Below are 25734 nucleotides of genomic sequence, written 5' to 3'. Positions count from 1 at the left end.
CCTTAACTATCTAATAAATGAGATAAAGCCGGATCAACGACTATACGATTTTCCATGGCTGTACGCCCTAATAACATTCTAAACTTCATGGTTGCCCGACTCGTTAAAGTAACTTCTATAGGCCAACTATGGGGCCCTGCAGACAACCTTGTTTCTATAAAGTACCGTAACTCTTTTTGCCCACTTGAGCTGGTTACCGCCTTAATTTTTTTAACCTTTGCAGTGCAAGCAACCTGAGTGTGTTCGTCATCTTGCAATGGTTGGACTATAAATTTTACCCACTTTTCTTCGCCTTCTTTGTACTCTTCAATGTTAATTGCATGAATACATGAAGTGCGGGCGCCAGTATCAACTTTTGCTTTTATCTTTTCGATGCCAAGCTCGGGTAAACTTAACCACTCACGCCAACCAACAGTTAACTTTGCTGTCATAAATGTGCCCTTAATAAAAAAGTGACTTATACGCTACGGCGCAAAAAACACCAGCGAAATAAATTTATCTAGTCGATGAGTAAATTAAATTGATCTTTTATAGGAACTAATCACACAATGCGCGCCTTGCTGTTTAGTGCCTTATTTAGCAATTAAAGCCTGCATATAGGTTTTACCTTAAGGCTAACTTATTAAAAGTTAAGGTAAGTTTGTAAAGCACTATGCAGATACACTATAGTTAACTATATTAAAAATACACTATTATATGAGTTTAAAATATGATTAATGGTTTACTGCATGCACTGGTGCTTGATGAAAAAGGCGGCGCGCACGCCATAGAAAACACCCGCGATTTAAATAACTGGCACCCTAGCCAAGGTAAACTGTGGATACATATGGACTACAGCCAAAGCGAGGCAGTAACGTGGCTTAAAAGCCAGGCTCACCTTACCGACTTTGAGCTTGATTCGCTTATTGCTGATGAAACTCGCCCTCGCTTAACACCTAGTACTAATGGCCATATGCTGTTTTTGCGTGGTGTAAATTTAAACCCAGCGCAAAGCCCTGAGGACATGGTGTCAATTCGTTTATTTATTAGCGAATCTGTGGTTATCACAACGCGCAAACGTCGCTTACTTTCGATTCAAGATATATTAGCAGAGCTTAATGTTGGCCACGGCCCATGCTCAATATCAGAGTTGGTCGGCTCTATTACGCAAAAACTGACATCACGCATGCAAAGTGTCATTGATACGCTTGATGAAACCCTGGATGAATTTGAAGAAGAAATAGACGAGCCAAGTAAAAAGTTTGATAACCAAGGTTTATCTCAACTACGCCGTCAAACTATTGCCTTAAAACGTTACTTAAAACCGCAAAAAGAAGCGTTGAGTTTAATGGTAAATAACCATTACCCTTGGCTTTTAGATGAAGATAAAGCAAAGCTAAACGAAACCACTAACTTACTTATTCGTTATTTAGAAGAGCTAGATAGCGCCATAGAGCGTGCGCAAATTATTCAGCAAACCATTACTAACCAGGTGTCTGAGCAATTAAATCAACGCATGTATGTAATGTCGGTTGTGGCTGCACTTTTTTTACCACTGGGCTTTTTAACGGGCCTTTTAGGGGTAAATGTAGGTGGCATACCTGGCACCGAAAACCCTTATGCATTTAGTGCATTTGTGATTTTTTTAATTGTGCTTACTGGCGGTATTGGCGTGTACTTTAAAAATAAAAAATGGTTATAAAATAAAGTTTTTTATTATGGCCACTCAATTGAGTGGCCATAATAAGTCACTAATTAATTAGTTTCGCGCGTATAACTCACATTGGTCATCGTCACTTTTGACTCTGTAATGCCTAAATCCTCAAAACAGTTTTTAAACGAGTTAGAGTTTCCGGCCTCACCACATTTATCTAATGTGTATGGGTCTTGCGATTGCAGGTAGTTACCAAACTTAAAGTATGACTGCGAATCATCCTCTACTGGTATACCGAACGAGTTACCGAATGCCGTAACCTCTACATCGCCGTAGTTATTAACTACCCGCAAGTTAAATGTCTCACCGCTGGTCATTGTACCCAAAGCAAATTTTTCTTCATTACCGCTGGTATTACGTAAACGTACGTACACATCAAAAATTCCGTTGTTCGCTACGCTATCATTAAAGCCCGATTCATCAGTATCCGACACATACACTTTAGATATAGTGCCGGTATCGCTAGCATGGTGCTGCGATATAATTGTTTTTCCGCCATCAGACATCTCAACTTTTACCGTAGCTTCGAACACTTCATAGGTTTGAGTCATAGCAACGCGTAAACTTTCTTTAACCTTATACTCATGACGCCAGCCATTACCATTAGGCGTAATATGTTGTGCCTCTAACGGCACAAACACTAAGGTGCTATCGTCAACGAGAGGATTTGGGTTATCCCCTTCTAAATCAAAAATGCTACCACTGGTTATGCTGCTAGGAATTGTTGAACCATTTGAGTTATCGCTGCCGCCATCTGAGCCACCATCATTACTGCCGCTGCCCTCAACCAAGGCAAAATTATCAAACCTTACATCGCTGGTGTTGTTGTAATGTTTAGCAAAAACCTGAAGTGAATTGGTGTTTGCTGAGGTAAATGTTTTTGTTACTTTAGTCCACGAAGAAACATTAAAGGTTTGGTTTTTAAATAAACCATTTAAATCGTTTACACCAATTTGCCCTTTACCCAGCACATAAGCACTTAGGGTGTATTCAGTGTTAGGCTGTATATCTACCACTTGATAAACCCGTGCTGGACTGCCCTGAATCTTTAACGATTTTGAGCCACTGTAAGCATCTGAAGAAATAGCTGCTGGGTCGGTTTCGTTCCAATTACTAAAGCCACTTTCAAAGCCTGCATTATTAATTGTTGCAGCATGAGATAGCGCTGAACTTGTCGCAATTGCGCTGTAAAAAAACAGTTTTTTATGGTTAATCATTATCTTTATTCCTTTAAACCTGAATATAAAAATAACCTAACTACCTAGTTTTGTGTCAGTCACTAAAACTTAGATCACCCTGTGTAAACAGGTTTCTATTTTTGTGTATGAATAGATTTGGCAAGAACACTCGGGTTACAAAAAACAATCTAAAACCCTTAAATTGGCCTTACCAATATTAATGCCATATGGCGAGCTAAAGGCTATATTTTTTGTTACCAATATGTCAACAGAGGATGTAATAGCAAATAAGTATTAGTTTTATTAAATATTGCATTTATAACTTGTAAATAGTTATAACTATTCAACAGGTTATATATTAGGGACAGGTTAGCAATAAATAAAAATATTTTTTCAATTTAATGAATAAGTAGTACGTCGAAATAAGCCCTATTACCAATAGGAATATGAACAAGCTTAACTTTTAATGAATAAATTAAGGAGAATTAAGTTTTTATATGAAAGATAATAATTGGTTATAACAAAAATAAAATTGGTAACACGAAAAGTATTAAATTTTTGCCGTTAAATAAGGCAAAATAAAGGGGGGTATTAATGCGCCATTACACTAAAAATGAATTAATATCTGAAAATAGGCTGCGGTTTAAAGAGTCATGTTTACTCTGTGCACAAAAAAAGCGAGCATATATAAATGCTCGCCTTTATCAACTAGCTAACGCCTTACTCTTGAAAGTAAGTGCCCCAACCGTCGTATTCAACGTCACACTCAACAGCTAGCGCTGCAAGTTTATCAACGTCTTCCATTATAACTTCAACGTCTAGCTCAGCTTCGACTACAATATCAAAGCTCCAAATTTTGCTGCCATCTTCTAGCTCAAGCTCTGCCGGTTCTTCAACATCGTAGCCTAATTTAAAGGCAGCCAGTGCCGCTTGCTCTAATTTGCTAAAATCTTCGCATACAAAATGATGCTCAACTTCATAAAGTATTTCAGGATCAGAGCCATCTTCAAGTAGTGAACTTACGATGTCTTCACTTATTTCACGCCAGTTTTCCATTATTTATCTCTCGCTTGAGCATCTAATTCAGTTATTTTAGCAGCCATAATACTATTCACTTGGGTGGCCTGTTCACGGGCACTCACTTTTTTATCAAGTGATATAGGCGCTAACATTTCAATGTAAATTGTACCATTATCCCAGCGGTTTAGCTTAATAGTTTTATCAGTTGTGCTCATACATACCGGCACTATGGGTACATCTGCGCTTAAAGCGGTGTGAAATGCGCCGGTTTTAAATGGCAGTAAACCTCGGCCATAGCTTCTTGTGCCTTCGGGAAATACCCAAATAGATAGGCCTTTTTGTTTAATTTTTTCAGCGGCTTTTGAAATTGTACCTGCCGCTTTTGAGCGATTAGCTCTATCAATCAATATGTTGCCCGACAACCAGTAAAGTTGTCCAAAAAATGGGATCCACTTTAAGCTTTTTTTGCCTAAGCTAACGCAGTTTTCAGGCACCATAGCCGATACAGTAAATAAATCGTAATTGTTTTGATGGTTTGATAGATAAACCGCAGGGCCAGTATTGAGCGCATCAGGGTGGCGTTTAAGGACAAGTTTAACCCCTAACATTTTAGCCATTGAGCCAAACCAGCCGGCTATCACATGCACATTATTAGGGTGAAACGGTCTCACAATCGACAATAACAACCCAAACACGCAGCTGAAAAATATAAACAGCACCATAATTAAAATACGTATAACAGCTAACAAACTTCTCTCCAAAATGTGTGTGCAATGCGCTATAAGCCACGCATATTTCACTATTATAACGTGATTTTATGACGATCACGAGACAATAGCGAACAGCTGTAAGCTGAAAAATACAGGATAAACAAAAACGGCCTGCAAAAGCAGGCCGTTAGAGGTGTATATTTCGGGTTTATTCTTCGACTAATGTGTCATCATTTTGCTCATCTGCCGGCGTAAACTCCACCACTGCTTCATCAACACGCTGTAAGCCTCGCGGTAACTTATTACCTCTACGCCCGCGCTCACCATGATAATGCTCCAAATCGCTCGGTTTAAGCGTTAGCTTTCGTTTACCAGCATGAAGGGTAACGCTACTGCCTTGTGGTACCACCGCCAGCACTTTGACAAACTCTTCACGTGCTTGCACTTTAGCCCCTGGTATAGAGATAATTTTATTGCCTTTACCTTTACCCAGTTTTGGTAAGTCGCGCAGTGGGAACAACAGCATGCGTCCTTCGTTCGAAATGGCCATGCAGTAATCGGTTGCTACATCGTTTACTCTGATTGGTGAGAGTAAAATTCCGCCCTTAGGCACGCTCACCAAGGCTTTACCGTTTTTATTTTTACTTACTAGGTCTTTAAAGTCAGTAATAAAACCATAACCCGCGTCAGAGGCCATAAGTAGCACTTGATTATCTTCACCCATTACCACGTGCTCAAAATTAGCCCCTGTGGTGAGGTTAAAGCGCCCAGTCATTGGCTCGCCTTGGCTACGTGCTGATGGCAAGCTGTGCGCATCGGTTGCAAATGCACGCCCTGCTGAGTCTAAAAATACCGCAGGCTGATTACTCTTACCCTTAGCGGAGGCTTTGTATTCATCGCCAGCACGGTAATTAAGTCCTTCTACGTCAATGTCATGGCCTTTACCAACACGTGCCCAGCCTTTATCAGAAAGCACGACTGTTACCGACTCTGAAGGAATTAAATCTTTTTCACTCAGTGCTTTAGCTTCTACGCGCTCAATAACAGGTGAGCGGCGATCGTCGCCATACATGTCGGCCGCTTCTTGAATTTCTTTTTTAAGAAGCGTTGACATACGACGGTCTGAGCCAAGCGTTAGCTCTAACTTGTCACGTTCTTTGGCCAACTCATCTTGCTCGCCACGTATTTTAAATTCTTCTAGTTTTGCTAAATGACGAAGTTTTAACTCTAAAATGGCTTCGGCTTGAGTATCGGTTAAATCAAAGCGCTCCATCAACACAGGTTTTGGTTTATCTTCTGTGCGAATAATTTCAATTACTTCATCAATATTTAAAAAGGCAGCAAGTAAACCTTCTAAAATATGCAATCGTGCCAGTACTTTATCTAAACGGTGCTGTAAGCGCCTGCGTACTGTTTCGCGTCTAAACGTTAGCCACTCAGATAAAATACTGCGTAGGTCTTTTACTTGCGGGCGGCCATCAAGGCCTAGCATGTTTAAGTTTACACGGTAGTTTTTTTCAAGGTCGGTGGTGGCAAATAGGTGCGCCATTAACGGCTCAGCTTTAATGCGGTTTGAACGCGGTACAATCACAATACGGGTTGGATTTTCGTGATCAGACTCATCTCGTAAATCAGCGACCATTGGCAGCTTTTTAGCATTCATTTGCGCTGCTATTTGCTCAAGCACTTTAGCCCCTGAACACTGATGCGGTAGCGCCGTAATAACAATATCGCCATGCTCTTCAGTATACACCGCGCGCATTTTAATTGAGCCTCGGCCGGTTTTGTATATTTTATGAATATCGGCTTTTGGGGTAATTATTTCAGCGTCGGTTGGATAATCAGGTGCGTGCACAAGCTCAAGTAACTCATCAAGCTCGGTTTTAGGCTTATCAAGTAATAAACAACAGGCACTGGCTACTTCACGCACATTATGTGGTGGAATATCGGTTGCCATACCTACTGCAATACCCGTTACGCCATTTAACAAAATATGCGGTAAGCGCGCCGGTAACACTAATGGCTCGTCCATAGTGCCGTCAAAGTTTGGCGTCCAATCAACGGTGCCTTGCCCTAGCTCTTTAAGTAATACCTCAGAGAACTTTGATAAGCGTGCTTCGGTATAACGCATTGCTGCAAACGATTTAGGGTCATCTGCTGCCCCCCAGTTACCTTGCCCATCGACTAATGGGTAACGGTAAGAAAACGGCTGCGCCATTAATACCATAGCCTCGTAACAGGCACTGTCGCCATGCGGGTGGTATTTACCTAATACATCACCTACCGTACGAGCCGATTTTTTATATTTAGCAGCGGCCGATAAACCCAGCTCGCTCATAGCATAAATAATACGACGTTGAACCGGTTTTAAACCATCACCAACATGCGGTAATGCACGGTCCATAATTACGTACATAGAGTAATTTAAGTAGGCGTCTTCGGTAAAACGCCCCATTGTTTGTTGTTCAATTCCTTGCATTAGCAAGGTATCTGTATCACTCATTAAAGCTTACCTAGTTTTTCTTATAGCTTACGCGGTAGATCACGTTTGCGTAATCGTCGCTTATTAGCAGACTGCCGTCATTTAATTGTGCAAATGCAACTGGGCGTCCAAAGGTTGTTTCGTTATGCATAAAGCCGGTAATAAATGGCGTGTATTTAGTAATACGCCCTTGCTCTACATTGGCTACAGCCACTTTATAACCTGACTTTTTAGTACGATTCCACGAGCCATGTTCAGCAACAAATAGCTGCTCTTTGTAAGAGCCCGGGAACTGTTTACCGGTATAAAAATGAATGCCAAGTGGCGCAACGTGAGCTCCTAGCGCAAGCGCTGGCGGGCTGTAGTCGCTAATGTTTTTACCTTTACCAAACTCAGGATCTACAATGGCACCGGCGTGAACATAAGGAAAACCAAAATGCTCGTTTTCTTTACTTACGCGGTTAATTTCATCAGGTGGAATATCATCACCCATCATGTCGCGGCCGTTATCGCTAAACCATAATGCTTGCGTGCTTGGATGAAAGTCAAACCCCACTGAGTTGCGTACCCCTTGGGCTATTGTTTTAATTTGCTTGGTTTCTACATCAAGTGCAAAAATACGCCCGTAACGCTCATCTTCGGCGCATATATTACACGGAACACCAACCGGAATAATAAGCTCGCCAGTGGGTGCAAAGCGTAAAAACTTCCACCCGTGGTGACGATCCGATGGCAACGCGTTGTAAACCACGTCAAATTTAGGGTCTTTTAACTGCGTGTCTACGTTTTTAAAGCGAATAATACGGTGTACTTCACCTACGTATAGGTCGCCATCTTTAATTGCTAAACCAGAGGGCATATTTAGCCCCTCAGCAATCACCATTTTTTTATCTGCTACGCCATCACTGTTATGATCGATTAACGCATACACATTTCCTGCTTTACGCGAACCTGCGTAAACAATGCCTTTTTTTGATACTGCTATCTGGCGTGCATTTTCCACATCATCAGCAAATAAGCTTACCTCAAACCCAGGTGCTACGGTGAGTTTGTCTAGTATGTCTTTTGCCATTGCTGGGGCTGTTGTTAAGCCAAGCAATAATAAACTTCCTAGTATTTTATTCATTTGCCTCTCCAAGTGTTAAACACAAGCTTATTATACCTGTGCTTTATTACCGTGATCTTCTAGCCACTGGCGTCTGTCTGACGAGCGTTTTTTAGCAAGTAGCATATCCATCATTTCTAATGTTTGCTCTTCTTCATCTAACGTAAGTTGCACTAAGCGGCGAGTATTTGGGTCCATTGTCGTTTCGCGCAGCTGCAGCGGGTTCATTTCGCCCAGCCCTTTAAATCGTTGCACGTTTACTTTACCGCGTTTTTTCTCTGCTTCTATACGGGCCAAAATACCTGTTTTTTCATCTTCATCGAGGGCGTAATACACCTCTTTACCAATGTCGATTCTAAACAGCGGTGGCATAGCTACGTATACATGTCCTGTTTTAACCAGTTGCGGAAAATGACGCACAAACAAAGCACACAATAAGGTGGCAATGTGTAGTCCATCCGAGTCAGCATCGGCCAATATACAAATTTTATTATAACGCAGGCCGGTTAAATCAGTTGAGTCTGGGTCAATACCCAGCGCCACCGAAATATCATGCACCTCTTGCGAGGCTAATATTTGCCCTGATTCAACTTCCCACGTATTCAAAATTTTACCGCGCAGTGGCATTATTGCCTGAAACTCACGATCGCGTGCCTGCTTAGCCGAGCCACCTGCTGAGTCACCCTCTACCAAAAATAGTTCGGTACGGTCGTTATCGGCGGCACTACAGTCGGTTAGTTTACCGGGTAACGCAGGGCCTGAGGTAACGCGTTTACGCACTACTTTTTTAGCCGCTCGCAATCGGCGCTGTGCATTTGAAATACACAGTTCAGCAAGCAATTCTGCAGTGTCTGTGTGCTCGTTTAACCATAAGCTAAATGAGTCTTTAACCACACCCGATACAAACGCTGCACATGAGCGAGAAGAAAGCTTTTCTTTGGTTTGGCCGGCAAATTGTGGGTCTTGCATTTTTACCGATAACACATAGCAACAGCGCTCCCAAATATCATCTGGGGTAAGCTTTACGCCACGCGGTAATAAGTTTCTAAATTCACAAAATTCGCGCATTGCTTCAAGTAAGCCTTGGCGCAAACCATTTACGTGAGTACCACCTTGTGCGGTAGGAATAAGGTTTACATAGCTCTCAGCAATCGACTCGCCGCCTTCAGGTTGCCATACAACAGCCCAATCAGCCCCTTCAATCGAGCTTGAAAACTCGCCTACAAATGGGTCTTTTGGCAGTACTTCAAAGCCTTTAACAGCTTCAATTAAGTAATCCTTTAAGCCTGTTTCGTAAAACCATTCTTGAGTTTCTTTAGTTTGCTTATTAACAAACTTAATGCGCAAGCCTGGGCATAAAACCGCTTTAGCTTTTAATAGGTGGTTTAATTTAGTAATTGAAAAGTTAGCTGAGTCAAAGTAACTCGCATCGGGCCAAAATCGAACGGTTGTACCGGTGTTGCGCTTACCAACAGTGCCAATGACATTTAAGTCTTCAACTTTATCGCCGTTTTCAAAGGCCATTCTAAATTGTTGAGCGTCGCGCCTTACCGTTACTTCAACACGGTGCGATAACGCATTTACAACCGAAATACCTACCCCGTGTAAACCGCCCGAAAACTGATAGTTTTTGTTAGAGAATTTACCACCTGCATGCAGCTTGGTAAAAATCAGCTCCACCCCAGGAATACCTTCCTCAGGGTGAATATCTATAGGCATACCACGGCCATCGTCTATAACTTCAAGAGAGTTATCTTCGTGTAAGATCACATCAATTTTAGTGGCATGGCCCGCCATGGCTTCATCGACACTGTTATCGATAACCTCTTGGCCTAAATGGTTTGGACGTACCGTGTCGGTATACATACCAGGGCGGCGTTTTACCGGCTCTAATCCATTGAGAACCTCAATGGCTTCGGCGTTATAATTTTGCTGACTCATAATTTTTATCTTTATATGCGCTTAGGCTAATTTGTTTTAGGTAATTTAAGAAACTCTACAATACTATCTAAGGTGCGTTCAAAACCAACAAAGCTGTGATCGCCACCAAACTCAACTAACTGTTTGCATTGTGAAAAATAATTTACTGCGTGTTGATAATTTAACACTTCATCTCCCGTTTGCTGCAACAAATAGAGCAATTCGGGGGATGTTAATTTAGGCACATACAATGCTTTTAAAGCATCCATGTGGCTGGTATTTAACTCATAATGATAATCTTGATACGGATTATAATTGTGGCCAATAAGCGGCGCTAATAAGTTAAACGGTGCTACTGCTGGGTTTATTAATGCTGCTCGCAGGTTATAACGCTGCGACAAGTAGGTGGCATAAAACCCACCTAGTGAGCTCCCAAGTAACGCGGTATCTGGCGTTAATAAATGCTCAAGCTGTAAAATAGCTTGTAAGGGCTCGTGATTTAAACGCGGTACGCAATAGTCAACGTCATAGTTTGCCATAAGCTCGCCAAAGCGCACAGCTTTATATGATTTTTCAGAACTATTAAAGCCATGAATATAAATTACGCGTTTAACCATACAACATCCGTTTTAACTGTTAAAGCATTGTCCTGTGTCGTTAAATGCAACATTCGATAAGCGGGGCCGTGGCTTTCTTGCTGCCATTGCGGGCAATTTTTTGTAAATTGCACCGAACTGGCGGGCGTTGCATAAATACTCAGCTCTCTAAAAGTTTGCGTATAGTGATTATGCACATGACCGTGCAGCAACGCCGCTACATTAGCGCTATTAACTAACACGTTTAATAATTGCGGGCCGTTTTCAAGCATGTGTTTATCAAGGTAGCCATTAATAGCAAGCGGGTTGTGATGACAAAACACCACATGCTGCGATTGCGAACTTGCTAAACAATCCGCGATTTCATTTAAGTGCTCACTAGACACCCACCCTGCAGGTGTAGGGCCTTTTGAGTTTATAAGTAACAGCTCAAATCCTTGTGCGATAATGCGTTTAGCTGACACTATTTGCCCACCACTGATGCGATTAAGCATGGCAATTTCATCATGATTGCCTGGTACCCAAAATACTGGGCAGGTCAAATCTGCGTTATTAATAAGCTCAGCAAATAATAAATAAGATTCAAAACTATGATCTTGTGTTAAATCACCACCAAATATAACCGCATCTAATGACTGCGTGGCCATGTGCGCTAATGCTTGTGCAAAATGCGCGGCGGTGTTTACGTTAAAGTACTCTGCGTTAGGGTCGGCAAATAAATGGCTATCGGTTATATGCGCAACACGCAGCGATGAGCGGTTAAAGTGATAATGCTCATCAAACCAAGCCATTGTTTATATCCCAGTTTAGTACTGCTCGGCCATGCTCTACACAGGCTACTAACCAGTCATATAAAAATGCATTAAGTTGATACTTTTCATCTTTTTGGTGAATTTTAGGATTTGGATAACCATAAGATGGCTTTATCCGTTGATGGTAATCGTGGTGAATAATTTCAGCCACTTTTGCATCTTGATAAAGCCTTACTGTTAAATACAAAGGAGAAACGCCTTTAACCACCCCTGTTAGCTGTTTGATAGAAATATCCAGTGTGTACTTAGCACTATCGTCAATGATAATGGCAAATTCACTATGACCTAATTTAACTTTACGCACACTATTAGCGCTGCGCTCTTTAGGTAGTAGTTTTGAAAGACGTACGTAATTATGCTCGCAAAGCGTCATGTACTTTGGGAGGCTCTGAATATATCGTTGGGTTGCTAAAAGTGCTGTCAAAGTACCGCCGTATTAAAAAGTTAAAATTATGTCCACTTACTGCTTATTTTTTCACGATTTAACGCCAACCACTGTAAACAGATTACCGTTGCCGCATTATCTATTTCACCGTTATTGAGGCGCGAAAGCGCATCATCAAGGCTTAAAATATGGGTTTTAATGTCTTCACCTTCGCTTTCAAGGCCATATACACCACTTTGTACTTGGCTTAAATCTGCACGTGCTAGGTATAAATGTAAGCGCTCAGTGGTACCACCCGGACTTGAAAGGTAAGAGAGCATAAATTCGAGATCAGTAAGCTCAAGCCCAGCCTCTTCATAGGCTTCTTTTTTTACCACCCCTTCGTAATCGGTACTGCCATCGGTCATACCGGCAATACATTCTAGCAGCCAGGGCGAGTGTTTGCTGTTAATAGCGCCAATACGTATTTGCTCTATTAAAAGTACACTTTGCGTAGTTACATCATAAGGTAGAACAGCGATTGCATCGCCCCGCTCTAGTATTTCGCGCTTTATAAGTTGCGATGTACCACCATTAAACAGGCTATGCTCAAACTCATACATATCCACCTTAAAAAAGCCATTATACAGACTTTTAACTGCTTTTAAGCTCACATCTTTATGTGTAAATTGAACCAAGCTTTTATCTGCCATATTATACATCCCGCTTATTTAAACGATTAAAGTTTGTTAATATATTCTGTTACATTTGAACATACAGTTTTACTAATTTCTTTTTTAGTTATTAAGCAAAACACGTTACCATGCTTTTAGTACAAAATTTGTCTAAGGACTGAACCTAACATGAAAAAGAACATCCTTGCAGCGCTCGTTAGTTTGTCGTGCGCATTAGGCACAACCACAGCAAGTGCTGAAGATTTAATGCAAGTTTTTGAAATTGCTACTGCTAACGATCCCACTGTTTTAAAAGCAAAAGCCCAAGCAGATGCGCAATCTTACGAAAGCGATTTAGCAATGAGTGCATTACTGCCGCAAATTGGCGTAAGCATGGGCTATGAAAAAAGCGATTCTACCTCTTTTCAGAGCGTTGGTGATTTAGCTGACCAAGTTAAAATAAACAGCGATACCGACCAATTCACGCGTGGTGTTAGTTTAAGCCAAACCTTATTCGACTTAGGCGCATGGAATACACTTGATATTGCCGAAAAACAAGCGCTGCAAGCCAATGCGCAATACGATAACGCAAAACAAAACTTAATTGTGCGCGTTGCTGAAGGCTATTTTAACGTATTAAGCGCCATTGATAACCTTGAATTTGTGCAAGCCGAAAAGCGTGCCATTGAACGCCAGTTAGAGCAAACCAAACAGCGTTACGCAGTTGGCCTTACAGCAATTACAGATGTTCACGAAGCGCAAGCACAATACGATAACTCAGTAGCACAAGAAATTATTGCCAGTAATGCCGTTGAAACCGCACGCGAGCAACTGCGCGAAATAACCGGTAAGTACCACGCAAAACTTGATTTTTTAAACACCGAAACATTTTCAACAGTAAAACCGGTTAAAAAATCGACTGACTTTGTAAAAGTTGCTGAGAACAATAATATCAGCTTACAAGTCTCTAAAGTCACGGTTGATATTGCTAAAGATCAGATCACGCTTGCTAAAGCTGGCCACTACCCAAAGCTAACACTTGATGCCAGCTACGGTGATTCTTTAACTGACCAAAATATAAATGGTTTAAGCTTTAACGACCAACCACGTGCCGACTCAACATCGGTTGCCGTTAATTTAAGTGTTCCTCTGTACACAGGCGGCGCAACCGTAGCTGCAACTAAACAAGCCCGTGCGTTTTATGTTTCAGCCAGCCAAGATTACGAAACAAATTACCGCGCCGTAACGCGTACCGTTATTACCTCATACAACCAAGTTGTATCAGACATCGCGACTTACAAAGCTCTAGAGCAAGCTGTGGTATCAGCGCAAAGTGCGCTTAAAGCAACAGAAGCTGGCTTTGAAGTAGGCACGCGTACTATTGTTGATGTGCTTGTAAGCACGCAAAACCTGTACGATGCAAAACGTAACCTAGCTGATGTACGCTATCGTTACGTGTTATCTACGCTTCGCTTAAAGCAAGCTGCAGGTACACTAACAAGTGCCGATTTACTGGGTATTAACCAAGGCTTAAAAAAAGCCTAATAAGTTAAAAAGTAGCGTTTAAAGCCAGCCATTGCTGGCTTTTTGTATTTTATAACACTAAGCGTTAAACTAGCGTTTTTATTTTAGAGAGTATTTTGTGGTCACCTCATCTCCTTTTAAAGCCTCGTTTTTAGGCCCTCGTTATTGGCTAACGTGGATTGGCGTTTTCTTTTTGTATTTGATTTCGTGGTTGCCACAAAAAATTCAGCTTAGCTTAGGTAAGTTATTGGGGCGCTTAGTACATAAATTTATGAAACGTCGTCGCCATATTGCCGAGGTTAATATAAAGCTGTGTTTTCCTGATATGAGCGAAGCCGAGCAACAACAGCTTGTGCTAAAAAACATGGAAAACACCGGAATTGCCATGGTTGAAACTGGCATGGCCTGGTGGTGGCCGCAGTGGCGCGTTAAAAAAGCGTATGGCTCTATTAAAGGATTAGAGCACTTTGAGCGCGTGCAGGCTCAAGGTAAAGGCGTACTGCTATTGGTGCCGCATATTTTGCATTTAGAAATGGCGAGTCGTGTTATGGGCACCAAATGCCAAGGGCTGGGGTTTTACCGCCCACACAACAATGCACTCATGGAATACTTTACAACCAATGGCCGCCTTCGTTCTAACGAGTATTTAATTGGACGAAAAGACGTAAAAGGCTTGTTAAAGTCACTAAAAAATAAAAAGGTGTGTTATTACCTACCCGACCAAGACTACGGCCGTAACCGCTGTGAATTTGTGCCTTTTTACGCAGTGCCAGATACAGCCACAACCACAGGTACATTACTTTTTGCAGCAAGTAAACACTGCGAAACCATGAGCCTAATTAGTCGTCGTGATGAGCACGGTAAATACCATTTAGAAATAGTACCTGAGCTTGAAAATTTCCCAAGCGGCGATGATAAAGCAGATGTAACACGTGTAAATCAGCGCGTTGAGCAATCAATTAACGCTGCACCTGAGCAATACATGTGGCTGCACCGCCGTTTTAAAACACGCCCAGATAAAAATACCCCTTCTTTTTATAAAAAGTAGTGGTATAAATAAATAATGATAATAAATGAGCATGAGTTATGTGGTTTTGGGTTAAGCATTTAATACTAGCAGTTGCATTAATCTTACTAGCTACCTATGTGTTAGTTGGTACGGGTCCATTGTTTGACATAAAAGAGAGTAAAAACGCAGCCGCCGAGGGACTTTCACGCTTTTATTCGTCTATCCGTAACCAAGTTAAATCCGATAGGGAGCGCGATAAGTTTGTATTACAACTTAAAAAGCCCGAGCAAACACTTGATCGTGTTTTAGCTGAGCGCGGCAGAGCCGTTGACCCGATGCCTGCTAGCTGGACAGGAACAAGTGCACCAAGACGCTTTGAAAACGGCTCAACGTTAAAAGACGTACTTAACCAATACGCTAAAAGCGAAGGTATTCAATTATATTGGTATTTGAGTAAAGACTACGTTGTAAAAGATCATTTTAGGGTTGATAGCAGTTTTACCTCAGCGCTTTATCAAGTTGGCCGCGCAATTAATGATGACTTTGAATACGAAGTGTATACCTACCTTTGCCACAAACAGCGCGCAGCGGTGATCACTGAATTACCTTCTGAATTTGTGCGCAGCAATTGTTTAAAGCTTAATACTTAGCAGCGTAAATAAACCAAACCATACATAATAAAAACCCAAGCCTGTGCTTGGGTTTTTAGTGTTTATGTTTCGAGGGCGTGTTGAACTTTGATGGTTGAATTTGCAGCAGCATGTCTGGTTTTTAGGCAAGACAGAGCCTATGAAGTGTGGTTATTCCACATAAATAGGCGATAACGCAGCATAAATGCCAAACATGCGCTGCCCTTCGGGTTCTGCCTAGGGGCGATAAACTCTTTGTTGCCTACATGGATGTAGGTAAGGGGCGTGAGCAGGACGCGGAAGCTTTGCTCGGTTTTTACTTAGCCCACTAGGTTACAAACCTCGCGCCGCGATTTAATCGTCCCTAGATTGAACAAATTTCAATCCGCAAAGATCAACACGCCCTAGTTCAAATATTGCATTCCAGCATGCCGTTACACTTTCTATATCGGTTTGATACTCCTTACGCGACACCAAGCGACCTTGCTGATTTAGGTTTAATACGTGGTAACGTGAGCGATAATCAATATACGCCTGGATTAACTGCTGCTTTTGGGTTTTAGTGATACAACCAATCGCGGCAGCATCTGTGAGTATTCTTACATTATCGGAAAACACCGTTAGCTGGCTAAACTGATTTGCGTTTTTGAGCACTAGGTATTGAGTTATAAATTCAATGTCGGTCATGGCGCCCACATCTTGTTTTAAATCAAATTGCTCAGAGTTTCCCTTAGCTAAGTGCGTGCGCATTTTTTCGCGCATTTTAAGCACATCCTGCTTAAGTGTATCTATATCGCGTTGGGCACATAATATCTCTTTACGAATTTGTGCAAAACGCGCTCTTAGCTCATCTTGGCCTAATATAACGCGGGCGCGCACAAGCGCTTGGTGCTCCCAAGTCCAAGCTTGGGTTTGCTGATAATGATTAAAGCTCTCTAAGTTAATAGCCAATAAACCAGAGGCGCCTTCAGGGCGCAGGCGTGTATCAAGCTCATACAATATGCCCGAGGCGGTACGGGTATTAAATAAATGCATTAAGCGCTGTGCAAGTTTTAAATAAAACTGTCGTGAGGTAATCGATTTATCGCCATTGGTACTGCTATTACCGTCGTGATTATGCACAAACACAAGGTCTAAGTCGGAGTCATAGCCTACTTCAAAGCCGCCTGTTTTACCGTACGCAATAACGGCAAAGCCTTTGTGCTCATCATCTGTGTTTGGTGGCATGCCAAAGCGCTTAACCGTGTTATACCACGCTATATTAACGGCTTGGTCTACCACAGCTTCGGCAAGAGCCGTTAAGTGATCGCTTACTTTCATAACATCAATCACACCAGTTGCATCGGCAGCCGCAATACGTAATTGATGTGTTTGCTTAAATTGCCTAAGCGCTTCCATTTGTAGCTCTAGGTCGTCGTGTTCTATACGCAAAAAATATTGTCGTATTTCATCTTTATAGGCGCTCAACGGCGTAGGTTTGTAAAGCGCAGCAGGGTCTATTAGCTCATCAAGCAAAATAGGATAACGGGAAATATGCTCCCCTATCCATTTACTATGGCAACATAATAAAACAAGCTGCTTTAGCGCACCTTGGTTTTCGTACAGTAATTCAAGGTAAGCAGTACGCGATACAATTTTATTTAAAATTTGGCATACCAAGGTAAATGTTTCACCACTGGCATTAAAGTCACTGAGCTGTTTGAGCAATAAAGGCATTAGTTTGTCGAGAATATCTCGCCCACGATTACCTATATTTACCTTACTCAAACGTTGTTTAAAATCATGAAGTGGTACTTGCCATTGCTCTTTTATATCGTTTAAAAAGCTAACATCACCATGATCCCAAGTACTTATAAACGCACCTTCGCAGGTATCAAGGGGAACAGTTTCCTCCCCTATCACCAATAAAAATTCATCGTGAATTTTGGCCATGACCTGCTCAATCTCGCTCATGGTATGGTCAAAGCTTTCAGACTCGAGTAAGTAATTTAAGCGCTCTTGATTAAGCTCATCATCGGGCAGGGTTTGTGTTTGTTGATCGTCAAACATTTGCAAATATTGCTCTACTTTACGTAAGTGTAGGTAATTGCGCTTTAGCTCATTCGCTTCTTGCTCATCCATCGCTTGGTTTAACGTTAACTGCTCTAAGGCGTACAGTAGTGATTGGGTTTGTAAGTTAGCTTCTCGCCCACCACGCACCATTTGTAAAGCTTGTACAATAAATTCAACCTCGCGAATGCCACCAGCACCTAGTTTTATATTGTTGGTCAGGCGTTTTCGGCGAACCTCTTGGGCTATCATAAGCTTCATTTTTCTCAGCGATTCGATCACCGAAAAATCAATATATCGACGATAAACAAAGGGCTTTAAAAGCTGTATAAATTCATCCCAATATTGATTGGGTGTGCCAATTAACCGCCCTTTTAACATGGCGTAACGTTCCCAATCGCGCCCTTGCTCTTGGTAGTAATCTTCTATGGCGTGAAAGCTCATCACTAAAGGCCCACTTTCACCAAATGGACGCAAGCGCATATCAACCCTAAATACTTGGCCATCACCGGTTACTTGATTAAGTGCATTAATCAGTTTTTGTGCTACTTTGGTGTAAAACACTTGGGCTTCAATACGTTTACGCCCACCTTGGGTCGGTACATTGCGCGGGTAAGCAAAAATCAAATCTATATCTGATGAATAATTAAGCTCGTGGCCGCCCAATTTACCCATGCCTAAAACCATTAAAGGCAAAGAGTTACCTTGCTCATCTAAAGGCTCCCCTGCTGTTTTTGCCGTTTGCGCATGGGCCCATCTATTTGCGCTATTAATAAGCATATCAGCTAATAGGCTTATGTATTTAATGCTGTCACTGATTGGGTTATCGCAACACAAATCGAGGTACGCTACTTTTAGCCAGTATTTTTCTCGGTACTGTCTTAAAATTTTGTTGCACTGGTTTTCATCTACCTGCTGCAAGTCAAGGCCGTCGAATGGCGCGGGAACATCTCGGCTAAATTGCTCATCGGGGTTTATTAACCAGTCTTTTAGTTGAGGTTGCGACTCTAAACTGCGAAAAGCAAAGTCGCTCAAAGCACATAATTTTACAACTTCTTCTTGTATAGGTTGCTGCGGATACAGCTGTGCAAAGCGTGTTGAGCCAAGTTTTTGTAATTGAATAGGAAGTTGCATTTTGTTACTCATCAATCCTCTCTTTTATATATGCGCTAACCATACTAGAATAACTAAAACCAAGAAAGGTTATCTCTACTTAGGATCAGCATGTCATATTTATCATTATCTAACACTAGTTTAGTTGCGATTGCCATTAGTTTTGCGGTTATATGCATTACTATTTTTAGTCTTAGAATTGTTGCTCAAATAAAAGCAAAACAGGCACTTAAAGACGAACTAGCGCAGCATGATAATTTTGCAATGGGGATTAGTTTCGCCTCAGAAATTACCGTGGTTATTGCCACTATGGCGTTTTTATTTGATGAAATAAGTATGAGTACGGCACAACATAATCCATTAAAAGTGGTTATTTTAATTGTTCTATTATTTACATTTATAAAAGTCGGGCATTTAATTCATAGAAAATGGATATTACATAGATTTAATGAAGAAGCTGCTATATTAAAGCAAAATGTATGCGCTGCATTGGTTGATTCTGGTATGTTATTAGCCAACTGTATTATTGCACTTGGCTTGTATACCTGGACTCATGCACAAGGGTTTAGTAACTTACTTATTGCTTTTGTTAGCTTTTTTACGCTACAAGGGATGTTTGCGCTAGATAGCAAAATCCGTGAATACCGCTTCGCTAAAGCAAACCAAGGTGCGTCACTGCAAAGTAACTTTAACCTAGAAAACACCTCTATCGGCATTAGATATGCAGGAAAATCAATAGGTTTAGCCCTAGCCGTGTATGCTGGATTATCTAGTGCGGCCTTTCAAAATGGAAAAATGGTCGAAAATATATTTACACTGGTAATGCATTGCGGTGTAATGTGGGTGTTATTATATTGTTTAAGTTTTGTAATAAAAGCAATTTCATTACCCAATATTGATGCCGCTTTAGAGGTCGACCATCAGGACAATATAGGCATAGCATGCATTGAGTTTGCTGTTTTTTGTGCTATAGGCTATTTACTTATTAGCATGTTTTCACTTTAACGCCACGCTATTAAATAAGTCGCCAAGCGCCCCGTATTTAGTTAACTGGCATAACACATTTGCATAAAGCAACGGGGCCCTATGTCATTTGAAGTAACTAACTATTTGTTAATTGATATAGATAACGAATTTAGTCGTACATTTGCCGAGTATTATTTTAAGCACGCGGCACCCAATACACCCAGCACCTTAATAGTTGCAGGCAGTAACACCCGTAAGCTGGTAAAAATGATGTTTGACGAACTCATTAAAGACTATTGCTATTGCGACCTAGAAAACGAAATTAGCGTATCTGAACTAGCCACTTACCTGCACGAGCACCACGATATTCAGGGCGTGCTATTTAATAATACCGACTATCTACTTGCCGACGACAAACAACGCTTTATATATAACTCCCTGCATGAAAAACGCTACGTAGTTAGCTTTGACGACAACGGCTATACATTTAATCGTATTACTGACGAAGGCTTTAAAAATCACTTATCGTGCGATACCGATATTGCCGAAACACCTAAAGATTTAATCGCACTTGCCAAGTCACTTAAACAAAAATAAATAATTGCGTACAACGCCCTGCTTACTTACCATAGCGCTATACACCTTTACGCTATAAAATAAGTGACCCCCATGCGAGTACCTCATATTTATCAGGCATCGAGTATTGCCTTAAACACCCCGGTTTCTTTAAACGACGATGCAGCGGGCCATATTGGCCGCGTATTGCGCATGAAAGTAGGCGAACATGTGTCTATTTTTAATGGCGAAGGCGGTGAATACTTCAGTGAAATTATTGAGGTAACTAAAAAATCAGTTGTTGTTATGCCACAACGTTTTGATGAGCATGATGTCGAATCGCCGCTTAAAATTCATTTAGGGCAATGCGTATCGCGTGGCGACAAAATGGACTTTACCATCCAAAAATCTGTTGAGCTTGGCATTAGCGAAATCACCCCTATTTTTAGTCAGCGCTGTGGCGTTAAACTCAGTGGCGACCGGTTAGAAAAAAAACACCAACAATGGCAAAAAATTGCAATTTCAGCCGCCGAACAATCGGGGCGTAACTTTGTGCCAGTTGTTCACACACCGGTTGATTTAAAGCTGTGGCTTGAACAACAAACAGACGCCATTAAGCTCACTTTGCACCCTCGTGCCGAGCACAGCATTAAAACAATAACCGTTCCAAGCGCCGGTGTACGCTTTTTAGTAGGCCCTGAAGGCGGCTTTACCGATGAAGAAATGCTGCAAACTAAAGATCAGCACTTTGTTGATATTCGCTTAGGGCCGCGCGTTTTACGAACAGAAACGGCCGCTTTAACGGTCTTAAGTGCATTACAATTACAATTTGGCGATTTAGCTAATTGAAATAGCTCAATGGCACCCTCATATTAAAACTATTAACACTCTAGTAGTCATTATAATTAGATTAAGGCACAGCGCATGGCGATAAAGTTAGGTATTATTTCTGATCCTATTAGTGGATTTAACATCAAAAAAGACACCGGTTTTGCAATGATGATGCAAGCGCAAAAACGTGGCTACGAAATTTACTACATGGAGATGGGTGACTTATCGCTTCGCCAAGGTAAATCGTATGCAACCGCAGCAAAAGCGCAGGTATTTAATAACACCGAAAAGTGGTACGAACTTGAAGAAAAAACCACAATCGCGCTTGCCGACCTAGACGTTATTTTAATGCGAAAAGATCCACCGTTCGATACGGAGTACATCTACGCAACTTATATCTTAGAGCGTGCAGAGCAAGAAGGTACGTTAATTATTAATAAACCACAAAGCCTGCGCGATGCTAACGAAAAGCTATTTACAGCGTGGTTTAGCGAGCATACGCCAGATACGCTAGTAACGCGCAGCCAAGCTCAAATACGCGCGTTTTTAGCTGAGCATAAAGACATTATTTTAAAACCACTCGATGGCATGGGCGGCGCATCTATTTTTCGTATTAAAGAAGATGATGCAAACATTGGCGTTATTTGTGAAACCTTAACTGAGCATGGTAGTTGCTTTGCCATGGTGCAAAATTACATTCCAGAGATCAAACAAGGTGATAAACGCGTATTGGTTGTTGATGGTGAAGTTATTCCGTATTGTTTAGCACGTATTCCACAAAATGGTGAAAACCGCGGTAACTTAGCTGCGGGCGGCCGTGGTGAAGCCCGCCCCCTTAGCGAGTCAGACCTTAAAATAGCTCAAGCAGTTGCCCCTACGCTTAAAGAAAAAGGGTTAGTGTTTGTAGGGTTAGATATTATTGGCGACAAGCTCACCGAAATTAACGTAACAGCACCAACCTGCGTACGTGAAATTGAAGCCGCTTACGATATATCTATTACCGGTATTTTGTTTGACGCAATTGAGCGTAAGCTCGCTAAATAAACACCATTTAAAAGTCCATTAATTTAAGTATTTCATACAATTAATGGACTTTTTATACGCTACGTATATATCTATGCCATACTCAAAGTTCAATAAGTATTCATAAACTAAAAGGGTGAAATCTATGCAATCATTAGAAAATCATTTTTTAATCGCTATGCCGTCGATGCAAGACCCTTTTTTTAAACGTGCCGTTACCTATATTTGTGAGCACAATGAAGATGGGGCTATGGGATTGGTGATCAACCAGCCTATTGATGTGACCGTTGGTGAGCTTTTAGATAAAATAGAAATAGACAACGACAAAACCCAACAAGCCGCGCAAGTCTCTGTGTTTGCAGGTGGTCCGGTTAAAACCGACCGAGGTTTTGTACTTCATTCACCTCAGCCAGGCTACTCTGCAAGCCAAAAGCTTAGCAGTGATATAATGATCACCACATCAAAAGACGTACTTGCCAACCTGACCACCGCCCACGCACCTGAGCAATTTATTATTACGCTTGGTTATTCGGGCTGGGAGCAAGGACAACTTGAGAAAGAGCTTTTAGATAACAGTTGGTTGATCATTAAAGCCGATCCGAAGATCATTTTTGATACGCCGGTAGAAAAACGCTGGGAAAAAGCAGTTTCAATGCTAGGCTTTGATGTTAGCCAACTTTGCAGCGAAGCTGGACACGCTTAAAGAACGATAATGACGAAAAAAAACCTTAAGCCGCAAGGCCAGCGCACCGTAATGGGCTTTGACTTTGGCACCAAAAGCATTGGTATTGCCATAGGACAAGAGCTCACAGGCAGTGCGTCTAGCTTAAAAGCGGTAAAAGCCCAAGATGGTATTCCTAATTGGGATCATATTGCGGTTCAAGTTAAAGAGTGGCAACCCGACTTAATGGTCGTCGGGTTACCCCTTAATATGGATGGTACTTCGCAAGAGGTAACCTTTAAGGCTAAAAAGTTTGCTAATCGCTTGCACAACCATTACGGCATACCGGTGCAAACACAAGATGAGCGACTCACAACCGCCGATGCAAAAGCGCGTTTATTTGAGCACGGTGGCTATAAAAATTTAGGGAAAGGAAATGTCGATAATATGTCGGCAGTGATTATTTTAGAGAGTTTTTTTGAAGCCAGTTATGGTGAATAAGTAATGCCGACTCCTTTAATTACGTAGTCTATTTTAAAGGTAGAAAAACACCGCAGTGGTATAAAACGTTATAAGTAATATTATCCATAAAAAAAGCGCCCAGCGGCGCTTTTTTTATGGATAAAATGCAGTGTTAATTGCTGTTTTTATCATCTAGTCCATCAATAGTTACACCTTGTAAAAATCCTGCACCTTGTTGCTCATTATTGCGCAGCTTAATCATTAAGCGTAAATCGTTTGGCGAATCAGCATGATGTAGTGCATCGGCGTAATTAATACGCTGCTGTTTGTATAGCTCAAATAAGGCTTGGTCAAAGGTTTGCATACCCATTTCTTTAGACTTAGACATGGCCTCTTTTATGCCACCAATATCCCCATTTTTAATTAGCTCTGCCACCATGGGTGAGTTTAATAATATTTCAATCGCGGCTACACGCCCTTCCCCATCAGAAGTGGGAATAAGTTGCTGGGCAACAATGGCGCGTAAATTTAGCGCTAAGTCGTACTTAAGCTTGTCGTGTTTTTCTTTAGGCACTAAGTGCATAATACGGTCAATGGCTTGGTTGGCATTATTAGCATGCAATGTAGCCACACATAAGTGACCCGTTTCGGCAAAGCTCAGTGCGTATTCCATGGTTTCTTGCGAGCGTATTTCACCAATTAAAATAACATCGGGAGCTTGGCGTAAAGAGCTTTTAAGTGCCGACTCAAAGCTGTCGGTATCAAGCCCTACTTCGCGCTGAGTAATAATACTTTTACGGTGCTCGTGCACAAACTCAATCGGATCTTCAATGGTGAGTATATGGCCGCGCTGGTTGCGGTTTCTGTAGCCGATTAAGGCAGCCAGTGAAGTTGATTTACCCGTGCCAGTACCACCAACAAACAGCACTAACCCGCGCTTTGACATAATCACATCGGTAAGTGTAGAGGGCAGCCCTAAATCACTTATATCAGGTATTTGCGTTACAATGCGGCGAATAACCATACCCGCTCTATCGCGCTGCCAAAAAGCCGATATACGAAAACGCCCTTCGTCTGTGGCTATCGCAAAGTTACACTCTTTAGTAGTATGAAATTCGTTTTTTTGTTTAACGCTCATCGCTGACTCTACAAGCGCAAGCGATTGCTCATCACTTAACTTATCGTCGCTAAGAGCGATAAGCTCACCATTAATTTTTGCACTGACTGGTAATTGGCTAGAGACAAATAAATCCGAGCCTTTTTTATCAATCATTATGTGTAAAAAGTGATTTAAAGATAAATTCATAATATGTCCTTAGCCACCAAACTGGGTTTTATCTTGGGCTTTTTCTTTTGCGGCTGCGGTTGTCACAATGCCGTGATTAACTAAATTATTTAAACATTGATCCATGGTTTGCATGCCGTGTGATGCACCCGTTTGAATAGACGAATACATTTGTGCAATTTTATCTTCACGAATTTAGTTACGAATCGCCGGTACACCAATCATAATTTCGTGCGCGGCCACGCGTCCACCGCCAATTTTTTTAAGTAGTGTTTGCGAAATAACGGCACGCAGTGACTCAGAAAGCATTGAACGCACCATATCTTTTTCTTCACCTGGGAATACATCAATAATACGGTCAATCGTTTTTGGTGCCGAGGTGGTATGTAGCGTACCAAACACTAAGTGGCCGGTTTCTGCGGCGGTCATCGCAAGGCGAATGGTTTCTAAGTCACGTAGCTCACCAACGAGTATTACATCCGGGTCTTCACGCAGCGCGCTGCGCAGTGCATTAGAGAAGCTGTGCGTATCTCGGTGTACTTCACGTTGGTTAATAAGACTGAGTTTATTATCGTGTACAAATTCGATAGGATCTTCAATGGTGAGGATATGGTGATGTTTTGTTTGATTTATATAATCGACCATAGCCGCAAGCGTTGTTGATTTACCCGAACCAGTTGGGCCGGTAACCAATACTAAACCACGCGGGTTATCTGATATTGTTTTAAAAATATCTGGCGCACCTAAATCCTCAAGCGTCAGTACATCGCTAGGGATGGTACGAAACACCGCTGCAGGGCCGCGGTTTGAGTTAAATGCGTTAACACGAAATCGTGCAAGGTTAGGCACTTCAAACGAAAAATCCACTTCTAGATTTTGTTCGTAGTCCTTGCGCTGATTATCGTTCATAATGTCGTAAACAAGGCTGTTTACGTCTTTGTCTGCAAGTGCAGGTATATTAATGCGGCGAACATCACCATCTACGCGTATCATAGGTGAAACACCTGACGATAAGTGTAAATCAGATGCTTTGTGTTGCACACTAAACGCTAATAATTCGGTAATATCCATTT

The 25734-nt window shown here is 41.6% G+C and carries 23 protein-coding genes and 1 pseudogene; 10 read left to right on the top strand and 14 right to left on the bottom strand.

The genetic code is table 11. The annotated features are described in order from the left end of the window. Window positions 1–2 precede the first annotated feature (2 nt). Window positions 3–431 (bottom strand): RimK/LysX family protein, encoded by a 429-nt coding sequence (locus tag VOI46_RS02765; protein ID WP_004587973.1) that lies wholly within the window; start codon window positions 429–431, stop codon window positions 3–5. Between the two features lie 278 nt (window positions 432–709). Between VOI46_RS02765 and VOI46_RS02760 the strand changes: the two genes are divergently transcribed. Continuing rightward, entirely contained in the window at window positions 710–1681 is a 972-nt protein-coding gene (locus VOI46_RS02760; RefSeq protein WP_004587972.1) for a zinc transporter ZntB, read from the top strand. 53 nt (window positions 1682–1734) lie between these two features. Here the strand turns inward: VOI46_RS02760 and VOI46_RS02755 are convergent, their stop codons facing one another. From VOI46_RS02755 to VOI46_RS02710, 10 genes are all read right to left on the bottom strand, one after another. Then, a complete protein-coding gene (locus tag VOI46_RS02755; protein ID WP_004587971.1) occupies window positions 1735–2910 on the bottom strand; it encodes a polysaccharide lyase family 7 protein in 1176 nt (391 codons plus the stop codon). Window positions 2911–3591: 681 nt separating this feature from the next. Further along, window positions 3592–3927, bottom strand: a complete 336-nt coding sequence (gene rraB, locus VOI46_RS02750; protein WP_004587970.1) for a ribonuclease E inhibitor RraB — start codon at window positions 3925–3927, stop codon at window positions 3592–3594. Further along, window positions 3927–4640, bottom strand: a complete 714-nt coding sequence (locus VOI46_RS02745; RefSeq protein ID WP_004587969.1) for a 1-acylglycerol-3-phosphate O-acyltransferase — start codon at window positions 4638–4640, stop codon at window positions 3927–3929. Before VOI46_RS02745 ends, rraB begins: the two co-directional genes overlap by 1 nt. A 169-nt stretch (window positions 4641–4809) precedes the next feature. Then, the gene (gene parC / locus VOI46_RS02740) at window positions 4810–7104 is read right to left on the bottom strand and encodes a DNA topoisomerase IV subunit A (protein ID WP_004587968.1); all 2295 of its coding nucleotides are present in this window, start codon (window positions 7102–7104) and stop codon (window positions 4810–4812) included. 10 nt (window positions 7105–7114) lie between these two features. Next, the gene (locus VOI46_RS02735) at window positions 7115–8209 is read right to left on the bottom strand and encodes a PQQ-dependent sugar dehydrogenase (RefSeq protein ID WP_004587967.1); all 1095 of its coding nucleotides are present in this window, start codon (window positions 8207–8209) and stop codon (window positions 7115–7117) included. A gap of 30 nt (window positions 8210–8239) precedes the next feature. Next, window positions 8240–10129 (bottom strand): DNA topoisomerase IV subunit B, encoded by a 1890-nt coding sequence (gene parE, locus VOI46_RS02730; protein WP_004587966.1) that lies wholly within the window; start codon window positions 10127–10129, stop codon window positions 8240–8242. 26 nt (window positions 10130–10155) lie between these two features. After that, window positions 10156–10725, bottom strand: a complete 570-nt coding sequence (locus tag VOI46_RS02725; RefSeq protein WP_004587965.1) for a YqiA/YcfP family alpha/beta fold hydrolase — start codon at window positions 10723–10725, stop codon at window positions 10156–10158. Next, a complete protein-coding gene (locus tag VOI46_RS02720; RefSeq protein WP_004587964.1) occupies window positions 10710–11495 on the bottom strand; it encodes a metallophosphoesterase in 786 nt (261 codons plus the stop codon). The genes VOI46_RS02725 and VOI46_RS02720 overlap by 16 nt, the downstream gene beginning before the upstream one ends. Continuing rightward, on the bottom strand, window positions 11482–11940 hold the full coding sequence (locus tag VOI46_RS02715; RefSeq protein WP_039972261.1) for a DUF1249 domain-containing protein: 459 nt from the start codon (window positions 11938–11940) through the stop codon (window positions 11482–11484). The genes VOI46_RS02720 and VOI46_RS02715 overlap by 14 nt, the downstream gene beginning before the upstream one ends. A 26-nt stretch (window positions 11941–11966) precedes the next feature. After that, complete coding sequence (locus VOI46_RS02710) at window positions 11967–12593, bottom strand: NUDIX domain-containing protein (RefSeq protein ID WP_004587962.1); 627 nt, start codon at window positions 12591–12593, stop codon at window positions 11967–11969. Window positions 12594–12743: 150 nt separating this feature from the next. Here VOI46_RS02710 and tolC point away from each other — a divergent pair, with 150 nt between their 5' ends. The 3 genes from tolC to VOI46_RS02695 all read left to right on the top strand — a co-directional run bounded on the left by tolC (window position 12744) and on the right by VOI46_RS02695 (window position 15737). Next, a complete protein-coding gene (tolC, locus tag VOI46_RS02705) occupies window positions 12744–14099 on the top strand; it encodes an outer membrane channel protein TolC (protein ID WP_282338002.1) in 1356 nt (451 codons plus the stop codon). Window positions 14100–14196: 97 nt separating this feature from the next. After that, window positions 14197–15126 (top strand): LpxL/LpxP family Kdo(2)-lipid IV(A) lauroyl/palmitoleoyl acyltransferase, encoded by a 930-nt coding sequence (gene lpxL, locus VOI46_RS02700; RefSeq protein WP_054983765.1) that lies wholly within the window; start codon window positions 14197–14199, stop codon window positions 15124–15126. Between the two features lie 38 nt (window positions 15127–15164). Next, a complete protein-coding gene (locus VOI46_RS02695) occupies window positions 15165–15737 on the top strand; it encodes a toxin co-regulated pilus biosynthesis Q family protein (protein ID WP_024031547.1) in 573 nt (190 codons plus the stop codon). A 333-nt stretch (window positions 15738–16070) separates the two neighbouring features. Here the strand turns inward: VOI46_RS02695 and glnE are convergent, their stop codons facing one another. Next, the gene (glnE, locus tag VOI46_RS02690) at window positions 16071–18911 is read right to left on the bottom strand and encodes a bifunctional [glutamate--ammonia ligase]-adenylyl-L-tyrosine phosphorylase/[glutamate--ammonia-ligase] adenylyltransferase (RefSeq protein ID WP_138725022.1); all 2841 of its coding nucleotides are present in this window, start codon (window positions 18909–18911) and stop codon (window positions 16071–16073) included. Window positions 18912–18989: 78 nt separating this feature from the next. On the opposite strand from glnE, the gene VOI46_RS02685 reads away from it, so the two are divergent. The 6 genes from VOI46_RS02685 to ruvX all read left to right on the top strand — a co-directional run bounded on the left by VOI46_RS02685 (window position 18990) and on the right by ruvX (window position 23415). Beyond that, window positions 18990–19883: a hypothetical protein gene (locus tag VOI46_RS02685; RefSeq protein ID WP_004586847.1), complete on the top strand. Its 894-nt coding sequence runs from the start codon at window positions 18990–18992 to the stop codon at window positions 19881–19883. Window positions 19884–19964: 81 nt separating this feature from the next. After that, complete coding sequence (locus VOI46_RS02680; RefSeq protein WP_004586846.1) at window positions 19965–20441, top strand: hypothetical protein; 477 nt, start codon at window positions 19965–19967, stop codon at window positions 20439–20441. Between the two features lie 72 nt (window positions 20442–20513). Then, window positions 20514–21248, top strand: a complete 735-nt coding sequence (rsmE, locus tag VOI46_RS02675) for a 16S rRNA (uracil(1498)-N(3))-methyltransferase (RefSeq protein ID WP_004586845.1) — start codon at window positions 20514–20516, stop codon at window positions 21246–21248. Between the two features lie 75 nt (window positions 21249–21323). After that, window positions 21324–22274 (top strand): glutathione synthase, encoded by a 951-nt coding sequence (gene gshB / locus VOI46_RS02670; RefSeq protein WP_324738172.1) that lies wholly within the window; start codon window positions 21324–21326, stop codon window positions 22272–22274. Between the two features lie 124 nt (window positions 22275–22398). Then, on the top strand, window positions 22399–22956 hold the full coding sequence (locus tag VOI46_RS02665; protein WP_004586843.1) for a YqgE/AlgH family protein: 558 nt from the start codon (window positions 22399–22401) through the stop codon (window positions 22954–22956). A gap of 9 nt (window positions 22957–22965) precedes the next feature. Further along, window positions 22966–23415, top strand: a complete 450-nt coding sequence (ruvX, locus tag VOI46_RS02660; RefSeq protein ID WP_004586842.1) for a Holliday junction resolvase RuvX — start codon at window positions 22966–22968, stop codon at window positions 23413–23415. A 133-nt stretch (window positions 23416–23548) separates the two neighbouring features. On the opposite strand, the gene VOI46_RS02655 is transcribed toward ruvX, so the two are convergent. Beyond that, a complete protein-coding gene (locus VOI46_RS02655; RefSeq protein ID WP_004586841.1) occupies window positions 23549–24682 on the bottom strand; it encodes a PilT/PilU family type 4a pilus ATPase in 1134 nt (377 codons plus the stop codon). 9 nt (window positions 24683–24691) lie between these two features. Next, window positions 24692–25732: pseudogene (locus VOI46_RS02650) on the bottom strand (type IV pilus twitching motility protein PilT). Between the last annotated feature and the right edge of the window lie 2 nt (window positions 25733–25734).

Source organism: Pseudoalteromonas sp. CuT4-3 (assembly GCF_035666335.1).
In the GTDB taxonomy this organism is placed as follows: domain Bacteria; phylum Pseudomonadota; class Gammaproteobacteria; order Enterobacterales; family Alteromonadaceae; genus Pseudoalteromonas; species Pseudoalteromonas atlantica.
The sequence above is the reverse complement of the archived record's forward strand: the minus strand, read 5'-3'. Positions and strand labels throughout refer to the sequence as shown.